The following is a 19,510-nucleotide window of genomic DNA, read 5'->3' on the forward strand; positions in this document are numbered from 1 at the left end:
ACTTATAGACTCGATGAAACTGCAGTCGAAAACGTTGAGGCTGCATATCTATAGATTAGAATCAATGATTCGTTGCACGCCGGATAAACCTGTCACTTGTGAATAAGCCGGAGCAGATATACTTGGAGTCGGAGGCGGGAAAATGCATACGTTGAAAAAAAGTCATATGGCCTTTATGGCGGCCGTTTTATCCGGAGCGATTCTCAATCCGTTGAATTCATCAATGATTGCGCTCGCACTGCACAGCATTCAGCAAGATTTTCATCTCACATTTGCAACGGTTTCTTGGCTCGTCTCCGCCTTTTATCTGGTCAGCGCTGTCGGTCAGCCGGTTGCAGGAAAAGTAGGTGATCTCATCGGACGCCGAAAGCTGTTTATCGGTGGACTGCTGCTTTCCGCGGTTGCCTGCTTATTTGCCCCGCTGGCATCTACCTTTCTCGTGCTGCTCTTGATGCGTCTGCTTCAAGCCATTGGCAACAGCACCATTTATCCGTCCAGTGTCGCACTGGTACATCAATCCGTCAATAAAGAACGTCAAGGTTCGACCCTCGCCGCTCTGGCGATCTGTGCTTCAGTCATGACCGCGTGCGGGCCGTCAGTCGGCGGATTATTAATTGTCTGGGGCGGCTGGCCAAGTATCTTTTACGTGAATTTTCCCTTTATCGTTGTCAGCCTCGCGCTTGGTCTGATAATCTTTCCCAAGGACATCAATAATCGGTCGCATCGTTTGAAAAGCTTGCTGAAACACTTGGATATTCCGGGAATTATCCTTTTTTCCATCAGTATTGTCAGCTTGCTTTGGTTTTTACTCACGATCAAGGAGCGCGTGAACATTTGGGCTGCTGCAGCAGGTTTACTTTCCGGCGGTTTGTTTGTTTGGAGAGAATGCAAAACACGCGCTCCATTTGTTAACCTGCATCTGTTGAAAATAAATCATCGCTTAACCCTTGTCTATCTGCTGTTTATCCTGCTTAACGTCGCCAACTACTGCCTTTTTTATGGGATGCCTACTTTTTTTCAAAGCGGTATGCACTTGGGTATCCGCTTAAGCGGAGTCATGATGCTGTCCATGTCACTCGCCAGTGTGATTGCATCATTAATTACCGGCCACCGAATCGATCATTCCGGACCCACCGTACCGCTTAAGCTTGGTGCATTTCTGACCGCGATCGGTTCGTTGCTTCTCATGATCGTCGCTTTTGAACGATCACTCCTTCTCATCGGACTTTTTCTGCTGCTGATCGGCTGCGGTTACGGCATCGGAAATGTCGCCCTGCAAACGATGATGCTGCGCGAGTCTCCTGAAGAAATGGTCGGTACAAGCGCCGGACTTTTCCAAACCTGTCGTTTTATCGGTTCCATCAGCGCTTCAGCCGTACTCGGCGTCATCTTTGCAACAACCATCACATCAACGGATTTCCTGATCCTGACCTGGGTGCTCGCCGCCGTCAGCGTTCCTGCACTCTTCATTAGTGTGACTTTTTTCCAAGCAAATCGCGCTGATTAAACCAAGCGAGCCCGTGTGCTCAGTTCAGCAATCGGGCAACATCACGAATCTTCCATTTTTTATGCAGAGTCTCTCTGGTGTAAATCTTTTTGGGACTCGCCGATACTTCATCATACGTGCCGTCCTTGTGTGTACCAATCACAAGTGTCGCATGATACCTGCTGTAAAAAACAATATCGCCCACTTTTGGTGTTGATGCATGACGGACAAGTTGTCCATTGCCACGTGCATAATCATAGACATTGCGCACGCGGCGATAAAAGTAAGGCGTCGCAGGCGTATTGGTTCCACCTTGAGTCTCGTAATGGCCCGGATGCCGCGCGTAATCCGCTTTAAGCAGCTGATCCAAAGAAATTCCCGCATCTGCATAGGCGATCCGCGGAACATCAATACATACAATAAACCCCATCTTCCCACCTATATTTCCATGTCCGCCTTTAAGCGGATCATAGAGGACACCTACGAGACGTTTTGCCTCGGAGACAACATCCTGTTTATTCGATTTCCCATTTTCATTGGCATCACTGTCTTTCAAATTAGCAACACCGTCTCCATCCGTGTCGGCATCAAATTCATTGCTGATATGATCTTGATCGATATTGCCTGAAAAGACCTTTTGATCATGAAAGCCGTGAAATTGATAGAGAAATAAGCCCACGAGTGCAAAAACCACGAGAAGTGCCGAAGCAGAAATAGCGAAAATATGTATCTTTTTCAATGTGCCCTCCCATATCTACGACATCGTTCATTTGTATCGTATTATACAACAAAAAATGGAGATCGTTTATTAAGTGAAATGTTTCTTAGGATACAAAAAGAGCTTGCGATAGGGATCCAAGCTCTTTTTGGCAACAGACACGTACGGTAACAGTAAGAAATCTTTCACTTGCCAATGACAGAACTTCTCCGTTCAACGAGAACAACATCATGCCAAGCTCCATCAGGCATTTGAGCAACTTTTTCTCTAAACCCTATTTCCCTAAATCCACACTTTTCATGTAACGCTCGGCTTGCTCTGTTTTCCTTAGTAATTGAAGACTGTAATGTCCAGAAACCATTTTTTTCTGATTCACTAATCAAACGCTGCAGAAGTGCGCTCCCAATTCCTTTGCCTTTACACCTTTCGCTAACGTAAACACTCACTTCACCAATTCCTTTATAACAACAGCGACTGGAAGTGGGACTTAACGCGGCCCATCCTAGAATAAGATCTTCCGAACGCGCAACGATTCGGCATGACGGAACATGAGCCTTGTCCCAACCTTCCCATTCAGGTGCCTCGGTTTGGAAGGTTGCAATTCCTGTTCTAATTCCGTCTAAATAAATCTGTTTCACCTGATCCCAATCGGATTCTTTCATATAATCAATCTGAAAGTTTGCTCTATTAAACGTCAATGAGACTCACTTCTTCCTAGAGAATAAACGATGTTTACTTAGATTTTTCAGCATCCGCTTTTTCAGAATGGCAGCAAGACTTTGTTTGCTCCTCAGCCTTAACTTCTTCAATCTTAATGTTGCAGCAGGAGTGATCTTTCTTCTTTTCGAATAACTTTATTTTGAAACTCATTGATCTCACCTCCTTTAATAAATGGCTTTGATTGCTATATTAGGTAGAACAGGAAGCCCGAAATTGTTGCCATGGCAAAGACCGAGATGACAAAAGCTGTCACCAATTTTTTTTGGAAAATTGAGTTGAGCAGCGCAAGTTCCGGCAAACTTGCACCGGCTGAACTGATCATCAAAGCCATCACCGGAGCGACCGCCATGCCTTTAACAATTAACATTTGCGACATCGGGATCATCATTGATAACCGAATATATAACGGAATACCAATGATTGCTGCTATCGGAACAATCCACCACTGGTCTCCTCCAAAAGTAGAAGAAATCCATTCAGTGGGTACGGCTCCATGGATCACTGCACCGATCGCCGCTCCGATAATTAAGTACGGGTAAACTGTTTTCATAAGCCCGATTGTTTCCTGAAGTGCCCTTCTTAAACTAAATTTCTGTGCGCTCTCCTCATATCCTGTCATGATTATTTGCTTCACCGACTTTTCAAAACCTAATTTTTCGAGCAGCAGGCCGATGACCGTTGACAAAATCGCCGTGATCAACGTATACGTCACAGCAACTTTAACGCCCAGCATTGCGCCCATCAGCGTAATAATCGTAGGGTCGAGAACCGGAGAAGAAAAGAGAAAAACCATAACAATTCCGAATCGAACTTTTTCTTTTAACAAATTGACGATAACCGGAATCGTAGAACAGGAACAAAAAGGGGTAACAAAAGCGAGAATCAGAGCAGCCAGCACACCCAAAGCAGTGCTTCTTCCGCTTAAATAACCATTCAATTTTTCATAAGGGATCAATCCCTGAATCAAACTAATAAGTAAAGAGATGCCAATAAACAGTACGGTAAGTTCCAAAGCAATTGATAGGAAACTTTGAAAAATTGTCCAGAGCATTTTGAAGCCCTCCTTTTATTTGCATAATGCAAATATATGATGTGAATGAAGAAAATAAAAAAAACCATGTGCTTCGTCATCATCCAACTTCCAAACAGAATTAGTCTTGATTTTTTTTGCACAAAAATGGGGAGCAGCAATGTTCGGACTCAGCCATTGATCGGTTTAGCAAATCAATGGAGTGCATGACCGTATCCTTTTCAAAACTGCTCATCCTCGAAAAAACATCTCCAAGAAACGCATTCATTTGCATGTCAATGCTTTCAGCCGTTTGATGGCCTTCGTCTGTCAAGGTAAGAATGAATACTCTTCCGTCATCCGGGCTTGGCGACTTTTTCACAAGATCCATCTTGACGAGTGTCTGGATCTGTCTGCTGAATGTCGTAATATCAATACCGAGTGTTTCAGCAACCATTTGCATGGACTGACCGGGTTTACGCTCGATCTCGTACAGAATATGGCTTTGCACAAGCGATATATTGTATCCGTCGGTGGAGCAGCAGTACTTGGCCAGCAAACCGAAACGTCTGACCATAATTTGAAAGGGTTCTCTAAGGTTTTCCATAGCTATTCCTCCATTGATTCAAATTATAAATCATGTATTTGCAATATGCAACTATTAATTCATGAACTTTATTATTTTTATATACTATTTCCCGCAAAAAAAACAATCATGTTCGTCAGCATGATTGTTTCCTCTTTTCTTTATCGGCATCATTTCTTCAATTGACGGTACATCTGATAATTTTTATTCCCACCAGATAGATTAAAAACCTGCTTAAATCCTAAATTCAGCAAAATATTTTGAGCAGCGTTCCCTGTTACCCCTTTATTACAATAAGTAATCGTGGGAATTGACGGATCCAAAGTTTGTGCTTTTTCCCGGAGATCAGCCAGTGGAATATTGATCGCACCTTCTACAGAAGAAGCCGCATATTGCTTAGGTGAGCGCGCATCAATAATTTGTAAACGCTCATTCACTTGCTGTTTTTTTATCAATTCTTCAGGGGTGATTAATGGATTCCTTCTCAATGCGTTGTCTAAAGCCATTCCAGTATACAAAACAGGATCCTTCGTTGTCGCAAACGGCGGCGCATAAGCAAGGTCTAAATGAAACAGATCTTCCGCTTTCGCCTTAAAAGAAATCGCCGTTGCGAGCACATCAATACGTTTATCAACACCATTTATCCCTGTAATTTGGGCACCCAGTACACGTCCCGTTGCTTTATCCGCAATCGCTTTAATCGTCAGTTCGATTCCGCCCAGATAATCCGCTTTATCTGGCTTGATATTAAATAAAACCGCTAGATCGTAACCTGCTTTCCTAGCTTCTTCTTCTGTCAGCCCTGTTTGAGCGACAGCCATGTCAAACACACGGACAATACCCGTACCTAAAATGCCACGATGTTCCAGACGGCCTCCGGTTATCACATCGCCTGCAATTCGGCCCATTTTATTTGCGGTCGATCCTAGCGGGCGATAAATTGGCTTTCCAGTGATTAATGAGTAACTTTCCGCGACATCACCAACCGCATAGATAGTGCTCACGTTCGTCCGCATTTTCTTATCAACTTGCACGGCTCCTGTGCCGCCTATAGTTATGCCCGCTTCTTTGGCCAGTTTTGTATTTGGCCTGACCCCAGTTGCAAGGATAACCATATCCGTATCAATAATCTCACCGGTGTTCGTCTTCACAGCGGTCACCAACGGTGTGCCAACCACTTCTGCGACGGTTGTTTCGAGGAGCACATGAATACCTTTATCTCGCAAAAGTTGCTCAACTCGAAAAGCCATATCCGGGTCCATATGCTTCATGACTTGTTTCCCGCGCTGGATCAGAGTAACCTCTATGCCTTCATTAAAAAGTTGTTCCGCCATCTCTAAGCCAATAAAACCTGCCCCCAATATCACCGCTCTTTTCGGTTGACGCGCTTCAATATAAGAACGAATAGATCGGGCATTTTGAATAGACCTTACTTGAAACACGTTGTCCCATTTTTGATCGATAAAGGCTTCCGGAGTAACCGGCGCGGCCCCCGTTGCCAGAACAAGTACGTCATAAGTGTCGGTGATTGCCTGGCCTGTTTGTAAATTTGTCATCTGCAATTCTTTCTTATAAGGATCAATATGGGTGACGCGATGCTCTGTAAAAATATCAACGTTATAACGTTTCTTAAACCATGCCGCGTTTCTCGGTGTTAACTTATCGATTGATTCCACTTCTTCACCAACAAAGTAGGGAATACCACATACGGAATAGGAAATATCTTTATCTTGGTCATAAACCACAATCTCAGCATTTTCTGTATTTCTTCTTGCTTTCGCTGCAACACTCGTTCCTGCTGCTACCGATCCTATAACGACAACTCTCATTGTTTCCCTCCAGCTCATTAAGCTTATCATTGTATGCTTATTTCATTATATAAGTGGATAATTATATAAAACAAGCCATCCGCCAATACCTTTATATAATCTTTACAAAAGAAACGAAAAGCTAAAATGAATCACAATCTTTTACCCCAAGAGAATGATAGATACATAAACGCCAATCAAGGTCACAAACAGAACGGGAATGGTAATCACAATGCCGATTTTGAAATACTCTCCCCATCTGATCTTCACGCCTTTCTCGGAAAGCACATGGAGCCACAGCAAGGTTGCAAGTGAGCCGATCGGCGTCATTTTCGGTCCGAGATCTGCACCGACAACATTTGCATAAACTAGTGCTTGATGCATGACTCCGTTGATTGATGCCGCGTCAATAGATAACGCATTGATCATGACGGTTGGCATATTGTTCATGAGCGCAGACAGAACTGCAGAAAGAAAGCCCATGATGAGCGTGCCGGCAAACAGGCCTCCATGCGCTCCGAATTCAATGACTTGAGAAAGGAGGTGAATAATACCTGCATTTCTTAAGCCATAAACCACGACATACATACCTAAAGAAAAGAACACAATACTCCATGGCGCACTTTTTAAAATCGCTTTGGTATGAATGGCCGTACTCCGACTTCCGAGAAAAAGGAAAACAAAGGCTACAGCGAGCGCAATAAAAGACACTGGAATCTTAACCAGGCTGCTGGCAAAATAACCGATGACCAGGACGGCTAAGACAAACCATGAAATGTGGAACATTCGGATATCCTTGAGTGCAGATGACGGCTTTTTCAAATCAGCCATCTGATAGTTTTGCGGCCAGTCTTTTCGAAAATAAAGATAAAGCACAACAATACTGGTAATCAGTGAGAAAATTGTCGGTATGATCATATGCAATGCATATTGACCAAATGATAGGCCAAAAAAGTCTGCGGAAACAATATTTACCAGGTTACTCACAACTAAAGGTAACGACGTCGTATCGGCAATAAAGCCGCTGGCAATCACAAAAGGAAACACACGCCGCTCATCAAATTTCAGTGCTCGAACCATCGCTAATACAATTGGTGTTAGAATCAAAGCACCACCATCGTTCGCAAAAAGTGCAGAGATGAAGGCACCCAAAATCGAAATAAAGATGAACATGCGTATGCCATGCCCATTAGCCAACCGAGCCATGTGCAGAGCCGCCCATTCAAAGAAACCAATATGGTCCAAAATTAATGAGATAATGATAATCGCCACAAATGCGAGAGTGGCATTCCAGATAATACCGGTAACTGTCCAGACATCATTTAAATGAACGACACCAACAAGCAGTGCAACGAGTGCGCCTCCGCATGCCGACCAGCCGATCGATAAATTTTTTGGCTGCCAGATCACAAGCGTCAGCGTCAGCAAAAAGACAACAATAGCTAAGAGTGCAAACATCATCGTTTCTCCTTTTCCCCTATAAAGATAAAGTCAAAATAAAAATGGAGTTAGAATACTATCTTCTCTAACTCCGATACATAAAATGCTCTGCTTCAACAGCAACCGGAAGAACCACAGCCGCAGCTTCCCCCGTCAATGACAAGCTCGCCATCGTCGGCATTGATCGTCAGGGCATCCGTCTGTTCCTGGGCTTGCTGATCCATGACAACAGGAATGCCATTAATTACGATCGGCAGTTCGCCTGATTTCAACTGATCGAGCGTAAAATTAAGCGAGGCACCGCAGCATCCGGGCTCAGCTGTAATCCGCAGGCAATCACAATCATGCTCTTTCATACTTTTTTCGAGTAAGTCCTTTGCTTCGTCGGTTATTTTCATGATTTATCGAACTCCTTTTTTAAGACCTGGCTGCTGACTTTCTTGCCAGGGGATAACAGCAAATCGATGGTTCGCGTCTTGATCAACGCGTTCAATCCAGTCGCGTTCGTTTTCCGCACGTTTTTTCAGTAACGAATTCGTGGTACGGGTCATAATCAAGCTTTGATTTACGATCCACCATGACGGAAGGATACCGGCTCTTTTCAAATCGGCAGCCAGGCGCTCTGCCTCAAGAACAGGCGTTGTTTCCGCGAGTGTGACAATAACAACGGCCGTTTCTTCCGGATTTCGCAATCGGGGCAAAAGTTTCTGAACAGAAACGGGTACTTCTCCAGCTGAATGCGCAATCTCGCGATGGTATTCCTCCGTTGCATCCAAAAGCAGCAGAGTGTGCCCGGATGGCGCCGTGTCGATGACCACAATCTCATCCTTAGCTTTTTCAACGACATCGGCAAACGCACGAAAAACGGCAATTTCTTCGGTACATGGTGAGCGAAGGTCTTCTTCCAGATAAGCCAATCCCTCGTTGTCCAGCTGATCGCGAGAACGCTCAATAACCAGTCGCCGATAGTTTTCTACTTCTTTTTTCGGATCAATACGGCTGACGGTAATCCGTCCGTCTTCCCCTGATTCGGTTGAATCGAAGCGGCCTGCCGGGTCTGTCGTTGTTAAATGAACCTTATTCCCACGTGCTGCAAGCTCTTGTGCAATGCGTCTGGCAATCGTTGTCTTCCCAACGCCGCCTTTGCCCATTGTAAAAATCACACGCTGCTTTTTGTTTAGCAGATCATCAATTAAATCGTGAAGTTCTGGATACTTAGCCGTAACCTCTTCTTCCGCCGGATGCTCGTTCTTTCTTTCCCTGTCCGACACTTGATCAGACAGCAATTGTCGGATGTTTCGGATACCGGTCATGTTGAATGGCGCGAGGAAAAGATCAAATGTCGGCACGTCCTTCAAATTTTCCGGCAGATTCGCCAATGCCTCATGTTCACGTTTCATAAAAGCAGCGGCTAAATTATCATCGGAGTCGGTTTGCCTCATCCGACCATTCATTACCAAGCATTGATTGTTCATGCCTATTTTCTTTAGTTCACTTGATGCCCGAGCAGCTTCTTTTATGGCCGATCTCTCTGGTCTTGTAACTAGCATCAGCGTTGTTTTCTTCCCATCTGAAAGTGCGCGAACAGTCTCTGCATACTGCTGTTTTTTATCATTTAAGCCAGCGAGCGGGCCAAGACAAGAAGCGCCATGGGTGTTCTCATTGAGAAAGCCGCTCCAAGCGGTCGGCAGCTGCAAGAGTCGCAGTGTGTGGCCGGTAGGTGCCGTGTCAAAAATGATGTGATCAAATGATTGAGTGACGGACTGATCCGTCAGCATCGAAGAAAATGCATCAAAGGCTGCAATTTCAACGGTGCAGCTTCCGGACAGTTGCTCTTCCATTTGCTGAACAGCTGCATCCGGCAGTATACCACGGTATGGACCAACTACTTTTTCTCTATATCGCCCGGCTGCTTCTTCCGGATTCAGATTGGACACAAATAGATGAGGCACATCAGGTATTTCTTTGTTATCCATCGTCAGATCTGTACCAAAAACATCCTGCAAATTGGAAGCAGGATCCGTACTGACAAGCAGCACCCCTTTTCCCATGTCTGCTAAAGCGGTCGCCGTCGCACAGGCAATCGAGGTTTTGCCAACGCCCCCTTTTCCCGTAAAAAACAGGAAGGGCGTCAACTCCATAGATTGAGGATTAAATAGACGCGTCAAAAGAATCTCCTTCTTTCCCCTACTTGCTCACGTTAAGCTTGATCTGAAACTGCTGTTTTTTACTGATTTCGTCAATGGATACTTCAGACAACTCAGCCAGTTCCTGATTAGTCGGATAAGTTCCCTTTTTAACAACTTTTCCATCAGCTACTGTTACGGGCAAAACACTCATTCCCTCGTCCTCCAGCAAATCATGAATCGCCTGATTTTGAACAAAAGCTGCCGGATCACTTGTTAAGTTAAAGCGCGAAATATTAAATCCATTCTTTCTTAGATTACCTACAGCTCCAGTAATGCGAATGAGATCCTGATCAACACTTGGTCCACAGACACCGGTTGAACAGCACATAGCAGGTTCAAAAATCTGAATCGTTTTCAATTGGATTCATCTCCTTTTTCAAATGTTCAATGCCTTCTCTTCCTCTGCAAATTGTTTGATTCGTTTACCAATACCATCACGGACATGCTGGAATACCGCCCATTTTTCTTCATCGGTTCCCTCTGCCTTCGCCGGATCATCAAATCCCCAATGTTCGCGTCTCACATGCGGAGGCGTCATTGGGCATCGTTCTTCAGCGTCACCACAAAGCGTCACGACAAGGTAGGCGCGGTTTAAAATATCCTGGTCAATCAGCTTAGATGTTTGGTTCGAAATATCGATACCGACTTCTTTCATCGCTTTAACCGCATTTGGATTTAATCCGTGGGCTTCAATGCCGGCTGAACGCACGTCATAATCTTCTCCCAAATATTTTTCCCCGAACCCTTCAGCCATTTGGCTGCGGCAGGAATTACCCGTGCAGAGAAAGTAAATGATTTTTTTGGTCATCGTCACTGTTCCTTCCGTTTTTGGCTTTTGCTTGGTCTGTATCAGCTGCAGACAGTCGATTCAATTAACAACATTCCGGACTTCCGCAGCTTTCGACATGTTGATCCGGCAGGGCATCCATAATTACGGACACGTAATTCGGTATGTTTTCATTCAAGCTGTAATAGACCCATGTCCCTTGTTTCCGTTCCCGAATAATCCCTGCGAGCCTCAGCTTTTTGAGATGTTGACTAATCGCCGGTTGAGAAACGTTCAATACGTCCACTAATTCACATACACACAACTCTTTGTACTTTAAATAAGAAAGGAGGGTTAGCCGTGTTTTATCACCAAGAAGCTTTAGCATAGAAGAAAGTTCAGATACACGTTCCAGTTCGGTTATCATATATTCGCCTCCATTTATATTTTCATACACTTATATTATGATACACTTATTTATTGTGCAACGTAAATGCTCATTTTCGGTTATAGCGCCAACGAAAAGATGATCCCATAAAAAGATAAAGGGAAAGTCCCCATAAGAAGCCTCTCCCATTACTGTTTTTATGCTTAACTGCATGAATCCAATAGCCCTGTTCCATTAACGTCTTATACTCTTACAGACGCAAAAAATTCTTCATAAAGCGCTTGTACGGCTTTTTTCTCAACGGCTTCCTTTACCCCGAACATCATGCTCGTCTCGGATGAACCTTGGTTGATCATTTCAATATTAATCTTTGCATCAGCGAGCGCCCGTGATGCTCTTGCCATCGTTCCAACTTTTTTCCGCATTCCTTCACCAACCAGCATGATGAGGGCCAGATCATGCTCAACCCTGACCTCATCCGCGTCAAGATCGGTCATAATCCTTTGCATGATTCTTTTTTCGATCTTTTCTTCCATTTGATTTTGCCGGACAATGACCGTCATATCGTCAATGCCTGACGGAATATGCTCAAAGGATAGGCCGAATTCCTCTAAAATCAGCAGAATCTTACGGCCAAATCCTATTTCTCTATTCATTAAATATTTACCTACATAGATGCTACAAAATTTGTCATCGCTTGCAATCCCTACAACGGGACCGTCTATATTCTTCCTGGCACTTACGATTCTTGTTCCTGGCGCTTCCGGGTTATTCGTATTTTTCACATTGACAGGAATACCCGCACGAAACGCCGGAATAAGTGCTTCGTCGTGAAAAACAGAAAATCCCCCATAGGAAAGCTCGCGCATTTCACGGTAGGTCAGTTCGCGAATTTCTTTCGGATTTTTAACAACATGTGGATTGACTGCGTATACCGCATCGACATCGGTAAAATTCTCATAGAGTTCGGCTTTAACACCATTTGCCAGAATTGATCCGGTAATATCCGATCCGCTGCGGGAGAAAGTCACGACATCGCCGTCTGTGTTGTAGCCGAAAAATCCCGGGAAAACGATAATGCCCGATCTGTTTCTTAACTCATATAGCCGCTCATACGATTGAGGCAGTACTCGAGCATTCCCCGGATCGTTGCTCACTAAAAGTCCGGCTTCTTTAGGGGAAACATAATGTGCATCCAGCCCTTTATGTTTCAGAGCAGCTGCAACCAGCTTGGCATTATTGTCTTCACCGCTCGCCTTCACCGCTTCGATGAACGATGCGGGATTCGATTTGTCACCGCTCAGCAAGGTTAGAAGATCATCTGATATTTTCCCAATAACTTTATTTGAAAGATGCAGTTCTTGAGCGATGCTTTCATATCTGCTCAGTATCGTTTCAACCAGCTGATGTGCATCTTGCCCATTAAGATATTTTTCTGCACAGCTGATTAGTAAATCGGTAACCTTAATATCATCCGAATAACGCTTTCCCGGAGCTGAAACAACTACGATTTTTCGCTCAGGATCAGCTGCAATAATATGATAGACTTTCTCGACTTGTGCTCCGGAAGCGAGTGAGCTTCCGCCAAACTTAACGACTTTCATTCCGGCAACCCCTACTCTTTATAAATGACTGAAAATGTACCCCTAGTATCACTTATTTCTGAATAAGAATCAAACTTTTTTTACATTTTTTCCGAATAATCAATAACGGCGGTCACGAATCAAAAGAAAAAACCAGGCTTTGACCTGGTTGCTCGCATCCTTTCGTTAAGGGCATTCGAAGGCGTTAATTATCAATGTACTTATGGTACCAGCTTGCCGCAGCTTCCGCTTCTTTTTGCGTGAGCCGGTGACCTTGATTCTCCCAGTACAAAACGGTCTCTGCATGTGCGGATTCAAGCAAGGTTTGCAGTTCTAATGTTTCGTCCACTAAGCAGATGGGGTCGTTCGATCCGGCAGCAATGAATACTTGTGTCCTAGTAAGATCCGGTAATCTTATGCCACGCCTCGGTACCATCGGATGATGAAGCACTGCACCTCGAAGCGCTTTGGGAAGATGAAAAAGCAGGCTTGCAGCGATATTGGCTCCGTTTGAATAGCCGATCGCAATCACATTTTCCCGATCGAAGGAATAGGTTTCTGCTGCCTGGTCAATAAACCGATGAAGCTCATACGTACGAACGATCAAATCTTCCTCGTCAAAAACTCCTTCAGCTAAGCGGCGGAAAAAGCGAGGCATGCCATTTTCCAAAACAGTTCCCCGCACGGCGAGAATTGATGCATCAGGATCGATCAGCCTCGCCAACGGCAACAGATCCTTTTCATTGCCGCCGGTTCCATGGAGAAGCAGCAATGTCGGCTTCGACAGATCGGTTCCTTTAATAAAGAGATGGCGCATACTGAATCTCCTTCTTTGCGTTTATTTTGGACAGAGTCGTCACAAAAGCAATCGGTCTCGGAACGATTTCTCCAATTAGCAACTTATCATGTTCTTTTTCCGTCACTGATGACGGATTGATGGAAAGCAACAGTGCCCGCTTTCTTGGCCGTCAGTCGCGTGTTCGAACGGTGATCGGCAGTAAAATTTTCTCCAGTTGCGGCCGCAATTCTTCATATTGCGGCGGCAGCATCAGGTTTTCACCTAATTTTTCTTTAGGCTCATCGATGGCAAAGCCCGGAACATCGGTAGCCATTTCAAAAAGAATACCGCCAAATTCCCGAAAATAGATTGAATAGAAATAATTACGGTCCTGGACAGGGGTCACGCCGAGCCCATTTGCTTCAAGATATTGCTTCCATTCAAGCTGATCCGAATCATCCTCGACCCGGAAGGCAATATGATGAACCGTTCCAACGCCCATGCGTCCGCGCTCAGAAGGCGTCTTAACCACATCAATCACATTGCCAAGATCTGCCTCACTTTGAAAACGAATATAGCCGTCTTCTTCACCGATACGCGCAAAACCCATCACTTTTTCAAGCAGCCTAGTGGTTTGCTGCGGCTGAATGGAGCGCAACACGGCCCCGCCGAATCCCTTGATTGCTGTATCGGCTGTGACGCCGGCGAATTGCCAGGTACTGGTCTTCCCTTCTTCCCGTTCAACCAATTCCAGCGCGATTCCATCCGGATCATGAAACTGCAGACTCTGCTCGCCAAAGCGCACCGCTTTGGAAAAAACAACCTTGAACTGAGCCAGACGACTTTCCCAGAATGCCATTGCCCCCTTAGGAATAACAAATGATGTAAGCCCGACCTGACCATCACCGACTTTTCCGCGATGCCCTTCATCCCATGGGAAAAAGGTAATCGCCGTGCCCGGGCTGCCGTCTTCATCACCAAAATAGAGGTGGTAGGTTCCCGGATCATCGAAATTAACGGTTTTTTTCACTAAGCGCAACCCAAGAATGCTCGCGTAAAAATCAACATTTTGCTGAGGATTGCCAACGATGGCCGTGATGTGATGAATACCTGCTGTTTTTTTCATGAATCATTTCACCCTTTCTTTTTTACCTTTTTATTCTCAATCGAACAACGTTTCTCCGAAATTTTAGAATAAGAATGCATCGACCGCATAGTATCCAGGACCAGCGATTGCTATACCAATCGTGACAGCAAGCAAGACCAAATTATACTCAAAACCATTTTGTGTTGCCCACAAGCCATTGGAACCGTGCACCTTAACAATGGCAACAACCATCGTACCTGCAATCATGATCCCTGCTAAGGGAGTCAGAAATCCCAGAGCAAAGAAAAGTCCGCCGACGAGCTCTGATCCGCCTGCAAGAATAGCCATAACGACACCTGGTTTCATTCCGATCGAATCCATCCAGCCCGCTGTTCCTTTTAATCCATGACCGCCGAACCAGCCAAATAATTTTTGAGCACCATGACCGATAAACAAAATACCAATAACCAAACGAATCACGAACAAACCGACACTAAACATAAATAATCTCCCTTTTTTATACTACTAATTCATATATTCTTAATTCGAGATATTAGGCAGAAAAATGTCAGTGCTTTTCCGCATACCTGCCTAATTTCTTTAAGTGATCAATCAACTGATGTTTTTCCTCATCAGTGACGCCGCTGAATAGTTCATGAATGGCTTTCTTATGCTTGGGAAAAAGATCATCCATAAATTCTTTTCCTTGTGGCGTAATCTCCGCAAACGTGACACGGCGATCTTCCGGACATGGCTTGCGCTTAATGAAGTTCTTCTTTTCTAGTTTATCTACGACGTAGGTAATACTGCTGCTTGCAAGTAAAATGCGCTCACCAATTTTTTGTATCGGCTGTGCCCCTTTATGATCAAGCAGTTCAAGCACTGCAAATTCTGTAGGATTGAGTCCATACTTTTTAATATTATCCTCATCACGTTTCGCAATGGTTTGCATCGCCCTTGAAAGAACAACAAATAATTTGAGTGATAGATCCTGATCCCCGGTATTTGGCGAACTGCTCATAAGCACGCTCCTCTCAATTATCTCGAATTCGAGATAATTGTATAATGATCGACTGCCTATGTCAAGATGAGCAGATCCTAAAAAAATAAAGACCGCGATGAAACGGTCTTTATTGTACCCACAAGTAATATCCGTAAAATGATCGGATCAGTTCGCGGATTGCTCCTGAATAATCTTCACGATACGATTCAATACAGGCAGATGCTTATTTTTGCTTTTGCAGGCGATATAGATAACATTTTTAACGCTTAGCGATTCAAAGATTACCTTGGCTTTTGTTTCATCCATAGAATGATTGAGTATATAGGTTGGGATTAAACTGATCCCATCGCCATTTTCAATAGCCTTTAACATTAAGTGCAGATTAGGAATGATATGCTTCGGTTTCATCACCGGGCGCTTCTTAAAGTGTACCCGCCAAAACCTTCTGATGATCGGCAAGTCCAGACCATAGCTGATCCAATCTTGTGACAGCAGCCATTTTTCCGTCGCCTTTAAATCATTATTAACGGGTATTCCTATTCGTATTGGTGCAGTAAGGACAAATTTCTCTTCACATAGTTTGCTGAATTCAATGCCCGGCACTTGCGCTTTTTGCGACGTAATGATGAGATCCACTTTGTCTTCTTTTAATAAATCCAATAATTGATCAGCCGTTCCAAAATAGGAGACGGTGTCTGTTTGATAGGCTTGAAGCTGTTGGAGAATGTTTTCCTGAAAATAGTCAATCGCCGATCCAATTCTCACCATAGAACGTGTAGGCAACGAGGTTGCTTTGAAGCTCAATGTGGCTTTCTCCAATGACTCGACAAGAGGCGCGAGCTGTGAATATAATGCCTTGCCTCGCTCAGTCGGCACCATTTTCCTTGGCATTCTTATGAACAAAGGCTCTCCAACCTCAGCCTCTAAAGCAGCTAAGTGCTGACTCATCGCCGGTTGTGTCATGATTCGTTTGTTGGCAGCTTCAGACACCGAATGATACTTATAAATCGAAACAAAGCTTCGATACCATTCAAAATCCACCAAATGACAAAATCTCCTTTTCAGATAAGTTCATCAACGTAATAAACGGTTCCGTTCACTAATTGCTCATCTAATATCAAATGAACTAGTGCATGTGCTACCTCGACGGGATTGCGCAAGGCGCCACTTGTCTTAAACCGTTTAAATTGATCAATGTCCGTGAATGCTTCTTTTTCAGAATCTCTTATTCGGCCCTGCATGTCTGTGTCCATAATGCCGGGGCTGAATGCGATCATTTTATGAGAAGCTTCTGTTTGTTCCTGCTCAAGACCGGCTACTTTTGTGTGCATATTAACCGCTGCTTTCGTTGCCCCATAGACACTCCATCCATGAATCGGTCGCTCGGCCGCGCCGGAGGTTACGTTGACAATTACCACCTCAATCGCTTCATTCTTTAATTCGTTCAACAATGTATTATTTATAAGCATCGGGGCCAACAGATTTAAATGGACTGCTCGCTGAATCGCGCTATTGTCTAGAAAGCCGACGCGCTCAATGGGCTCCACCGTGCTCGCATTATTCACCACATACACTTTTTGAGGCTTTCGCGCAGCGATTTGCCGGCATATTTTCTTAATAAAGGGCTCAATCTCTTCCACATGACTAAGATCGATACATTCATGTGAAAATCTCCCGTCGCTCTTTGCGATAAGATTTCGCACCTGTTCATTGATGCTCCGGGACAACCCGATAACCTCTTTACCCTGCTCCGCTAAGGCTTTGCTGACCTCAAACCCAAGCCCTTTTGATACGCCTGTAACAAGTGCCATTTCCATAGTGTCCGCCTCATTTCCTAAAAGAAAAGCTGATACCCTATAAGATACCAGCTTTTCGTTGATTAACCTAGTTTTTCGATCACTGCGTTAGCTACAGCTAAAGTAGACTGAGGATTTTGGCCGGTGATCAGGTTACCGTCCACTTCGTAATGCGTCGACCAGTTTGGCGCGGCAACGAAAATAGCGCCTAGATCACGAATCTTACTTTCCAACAAGAAAGGCAGTACCGGTTCTAGTCCCGTCTGTGCCTCTTCTTTGTCCGTAAATGCATTCACACGCTTGCCGGCGACAAGCGGCTCGCCGTTGGACAGCGTTGCTCCGGTCAATCCTGCCGGTCCGTGGCAAACAGCAGCTACAATCTTGTCTGCTTCATAGAAATCGCGCAGCAATTCCTGCAACTTTTTGTTCCCAGGAAGATCGAACATTGCTCCATGTCCGCCCGGTAAGAAAATGGCATCGAAACGCTCATAAGACACATCATCGAGTTTCACAGTATCTTGCAGGTACTTTTCCGTATCCAGGATCTCTTGCGGTGTGCTCTCATCGATACTTCCGGGATCAACGGTGCTTTTTCCGCCAAGAGGGCTTGCAACCGTAACCTTATACCCTTTCTTTATGAATTCACTATATGCTTCAGCAAACTCGGATAACCAAATACCCGTGGTTTTGCCTTCTGTAAGTTCCGTATGATTCGTGACAACCATCAAAATACTTTTGGACACAATCATGACCTCCTAAATGGATTATCTAGTACCCTGTTAGTCTAATCGCGTCAAACTGATAAAACAAATTATGTTTTTATAGTCTATCGATAAATATATTTATACATAGGCAAAAAAATCACCCTAATGCTTCGAGTGATGACCTACTATTTTTCTTTCAAATAACTTGTGAACTCTTAATAAATTTCTCAATCCGATCCATGCCTTCCTTGATTTTCTCCATGGATGTGGCATAGGAGATGCGGACGTATCCGGAAGCGTTACTGCCGAAGTTGTCTCCAGGCACCACGGCAACATGCTGCTCATCCAGCAAACGGTCGCAGAATTCTTTGGCTGAAAGACCTGTCTCTTTTATGTTCGCAAAAATGTAGAAAGCTCCCATCGGCTTGATGCAGGAAATTCTATTGATCGCATTTATGCGTTTATAGATATAATTACGACGTTTTTCGTATTCCTTCACCATCATTTCCCGATACTTTGCACCATTGGTCAGTGCCTCGATTGCGGCATACTGAGCGGAAGAATTGACGCAACTCCAGACATCTTCGGTAATTTTGGTCATTTCACAGATAAGATCAATCGGACCCGTGGCAAAACCAACACGAAATCCGGTCATGGCATGCGTTTTCGAGCAGCTGTCCACGATTAAGGTCCGTTCCTCCATGCCAGGGAAAGAAGCAATACTCGTGTATTCTTGATGATCGAACAGGATGTGACGGTACACCTCATCACTGATGACAAAAAGGTCATGCTTCTTAGCAATTTCTGCGATCTCACCGAGCGATTTCTTATCCATCACACTGCCGGTCGGATTGCTTGGAGCGTTTAAAAGAATGACCTTGGATTTTGGTGTGATAACCTTGCGCAGTTGATCGGCCGACATGTTAAACTCATTTTCTTCTGTCACATCAACACAAACAGGAGTGCCTCCGCAAAGGACGACTTGTTGGCCATAATTGGTCCAATATGGTGAGCTGAAGATAACCTCATCGCCAGGGTTCAAGAGCGTGGTCAGACCGAGGAAAAGGGCGCCCATACCGCCTGTAGTGACAAGACAATTTTCTATATTATAGGAAACGCCGATCGTCTTCTCTAAATAGTTCACATAGACCTCTCTGAGTCTGGTCATGCCCGCACCGGGTGCGTATTTTGTCTCCCCTTCATCAAGGGATCGCTTAGCCGCCTCAATAATATTTGGTGCCGAAATGAAATCCGGCTCACCAACGGCAAAAGAGATCACGTCGTCGATCTGTGCTGCTCGCACCATCATCTCTCGAATGGGCGAAGACTGAATCGCCGCCACTTTATTTGAATACTTCAAAGCTGCAACCTCCTGTTCTATGATGTTGAAAGAATAGCTTCCGAAATTTTTTCCATAAAGTTAAAATAACACAGAAGAATGCTTTTTGG

General features: G+C 44.5%; 22 protein-coding genes and 1 pseudogene. 1 reads left to right on the plus strand and 22 read right to left on the minus strand.

The genetic code is table 11. The features are described from left to right. Positions 1–142 precede the first annotated feature (142 nt). Positions 143–1,507, plus strand: coding sequence for an MFS transporter (locus AC1MBV_RS07865; protein ID WP_255748237.1), 1,365 nt, complete (start codon positions 143–145; stop codon positions 1,505–1,507). Positions 1,508–1,526: 19 nt separating this feature from the next. Here AC1MBV_RS07865 and AC1MBV_RS07870 read toward each other — a convergent pair whose 3' ends face one another. The 22 genes and pseudogenes from AC1MBV_RS07870 to AC1MBV_RS07975 form a co-directional block, all read right to left on the minus strand. Next, positions 1,527–2,225 (minus strand): DUF1287 domain-containing protein, encoded by a 699-nt coding sequence (locus tag AC1MBV_RS07870; RefSeq protein WP_255748235.1) that lies wholly within the window; start codon positions 2,223–2,225, stop codon positions 1,527–1,529. A 164-nt stretch (positions 2,226–2,389) separates the two neighbouring features. Next, positions 2,390–2,902 carry a GNAT family N-acetyltransferase gene (locus tag AC1MBV_RS07875; RefSeq protein WP_255748233.1) on the minus strand — a complete coding sequence of 171 codons (513 nt, stop codon included), beginning with the start codon at positions 2,900–2,902 and terminating at the stop codon, positions 2,390–2,392. Between the two features lie 34 nt (positions 2,903–2,936). Then, positions 2,937–3,074 carry a hypothetical protein gene (locus AC1MBV_RS07880; protein WP_177184760.1) on the minus strand — a complete coding sequence of 46 codons (138 nt, stop codon included), beginning with the start codon at positions 3,072–3,074 and terminating at the stop codon, positions 2,937–2,939. A 34-nt stretch (positions 3,075–3,108) separates the two neighbouring features. Beyond that, entirely contained in the window at positions 3,109–3,975 is an 867-nt protein-coding gene (locus tag AC1MBV_RS07885) for a permease (RefSeq protein ID WP_480948054.1), read from the minus strand. A 100-nt stretch (positions 3,976–4,075) separates the two neighbouring features. Then, the gene (locus tag AC1MBV_RS07890; RefSeq protein WP_255748227.1) at positions 4,076–4,540 is read right to left on the minus strand and encodes a MarR family winged helix-turn-helix transcriptional regulator; all 465 of its coding nucleotides are present in this window, start codon (positions 4,538–4,540) and stop codon (positions 4,076–4,078) included. A gap of 149 nt (positions 4,541–4,689) precedes the next feature. Further along, positions 4,690–6,348: an FAD-dependent oxidoreductase gene (locus AC1MBV_RS07895; RefSeq protein WP_255748225.1), complete on the minus strand. Its 1,659-nt coding sequence runs from the start codon at positions 6,346–6,348 to the stop codon at positions 4,690–4,692. Between the two features lie 141 nt (positions 6,349–6,489). After that, entirely contained in the window at positions 6,490–7,788 is a 1,299-nt protein-coding gene (locus AC1MBV_RS07900) for an arsenic transporter (RefSeq protein WP_370646023.1), read from the minus strand. A gap of 92 nt (positions 7,789–7,880) precedes the next feature. Further along, the gene (locus tag AC1MBV_RS07905; RefSeq protein WP_255748223.1) at positions 7,881–8,165 is read right to left on the minus strand and encodes a hypothetical protein; all 285 of its coding nucleotides are present in this window, start codon (positions 8,163–8,165) and stop codon (positions 7,881–7,883) included. 3 nt (positions 8,166–8,168) lie between these two features. Next, positions 8,169–9,935 carry an arsenical pump-driving ATPase gene (gene arsA / locus AC1MBV_RS07910; protein WP_304654841.1) on the minus strand — a complete coding sequence of 589 codons (1,767 nt, stop codon included), beginning with the start codon at positions 9,933–9,935 and terminating at the stop codon, positions 8,169–8,171. A 19-nt stretch (positions 9,936–9,954) separates the two neighbouring features. Next, positions 9,955–10,314 (minus strand): arsenite efflux transporter metallochaperone ArsD, encoded by a 360-nt coding sequence (gene arsD, locus AC1MBV_RS07915; RefSeq protein WP_255748221.1) that lies wholly within the window; start codon positions 10,312–10,314, stop codon positions 9,955–9,957. 18 nt (positions 10,315–10,332) lie between these two features. After that, complete coding sequence (arsC, locus tag AC1MBV_RS07920; RefSeq protein WP_255748220.1) at positions 10,333–10,764, minus strand: arsenate reductase (thioredoxin); 432 nt, start codon at positions 10,762–10,764, stop codon at positions 10,333–10,335. Positions 10,765–10,828: 64 nt separating this feature from the next. Further along, a complete protein-coding gene (locus AC1MBV_RS07925; RefSeq protein WP_255748219.1) occupies positions 10,829–11,149 on the minus strand; it encodes an ArsR/SmtB family transcription factor in 321 nt (106 codons plus the stop codon). Positions 11,150–11,352: 203 nt separating this feature from the next. Beyond that, complete coding sequence (locus AC1MBV_RS07930; protein WP_255748218.1) at positions 11,353–12,714, minus strand: aspartate kinase; 1,362 nt, start codon at positions 12,712–12,714, stop codon at positions 11,353–11,355. Between the two features lie 184 nt (positions 12,715–12,898). Next, positions 12,899–13,510: an alpha/beta hydrolase gene (locus tag AC1MBV_RS07935; RefSeq protein ID WP_255748217.1), complete on the minus strand. Its 612-nt coding sequence runs from the start codon at positions 13,508–13,510 to the stop codon at positions 12,899–12,901. Positions 13,511–13,535: 25 nt separating this feature from the next. Then, a pseudogene (locus AC1MBV_RS07940) lies at positions 13,536–13,640 on the minus strand (flavin reductase family protein); the annotation flags it as partial. A gap of 21 nt (positions 13,641–13,661) precedes the next feature. Then, positions 13,662–14,597 (minus strand): ring-cleaving dioxygenase, encoded by a 936-nt coding sequence (locus tag AC1MBV_RS07945; RefSeq protein ID WP_255748216.1) that lies wholly within the window; start codon positions 14,595–14,597, stop codon positions 13,662–13,664. A gap of 63 nt (positions 14,598–14,660) precedes the next feature. Continuing rightward, the gene (locus AC1MBV_RS07950; protein WP_255748215.1) at positions 14,661–15,059 is read right to left on the minus strand and encodes a DoxX family protein; all 399 of its coding nucleotides are present in this window, start codon (positions 15,057–15,059) and stop codon (positions 14,661–14,663) included. A 67-nt stretch (positions 15,060–15,126) separates the two neighbouring features. Continuing rightward, the gene (locus AC1MBV_RS07955) at positions 15,127–15,579 is read right to left on the minus strand and encodes a MarR family winged helix-turn-helix transcriptional regulator (protein ID WP_255748214.1); all 453 of its coding nucleotides are present in this window, start codon (positions 15,577–15,579) and stop codon (positions 15,127–15,129) included. 147 nt (positions 15,580–15,726) lie between these two features. Beyond that, positions 15,727–16,602: a LysR family transcriptional regulator gene (locus tag AC1MBV_RS07960; RefSeq protein WP_370646021.1), complete on the minus strand. Its 876-nt coding sequence runs from the start codon at positions 16,600–16,602 to the stop codon at positions 15,727–15,729. A gap of 20 nt (positions 16,603–16,622) precedes the next feature. After that, positions 16,623–17,378, minus strand: a complete 756-nt coding sequence (locus tag AC1MBV_RS07965) for a (S)-benzoin forming benzil reductase (protein ID WP_255748212.1) — start codon at positions 17,376–17,378, stop codon at positions 16,623–16,625. A 62-nt stretch (positions 17,379–17,440) separates the two neighbouring features. Further along, the gene (locus AC1MBV_RS07970) at positions 17,441–18,100 is read right to left on the minus strand and encodes a type 1 glutamine amidotransferase domain-containing protein (RefSeq protein WP_255748211.1); all 660 of its coding nucleotides are present in this window, start codon (positions 18,098–18,100) and stop codon (positions 17,441–17,443) included. 157 nt (positions 18,101–18,257) lie between these two features. Then, on the minus strand, positions 18,258–19,421 hold the full coding sequence (locus AC1MBV_RS07975; protein WP_255748210.1) for a pyridoxal phosphate-dependent aminotransferase: 1,164 nt from the start codon (positions 19,419–19,421) through the stop codon (positions 18,258–18,260). Positions 19,422–19,510: the final 89 nt, after the last annotated feature.

This window comes from Sporolactobacillus sp. PKPK-6 (genome assembly GCF_056678885.1).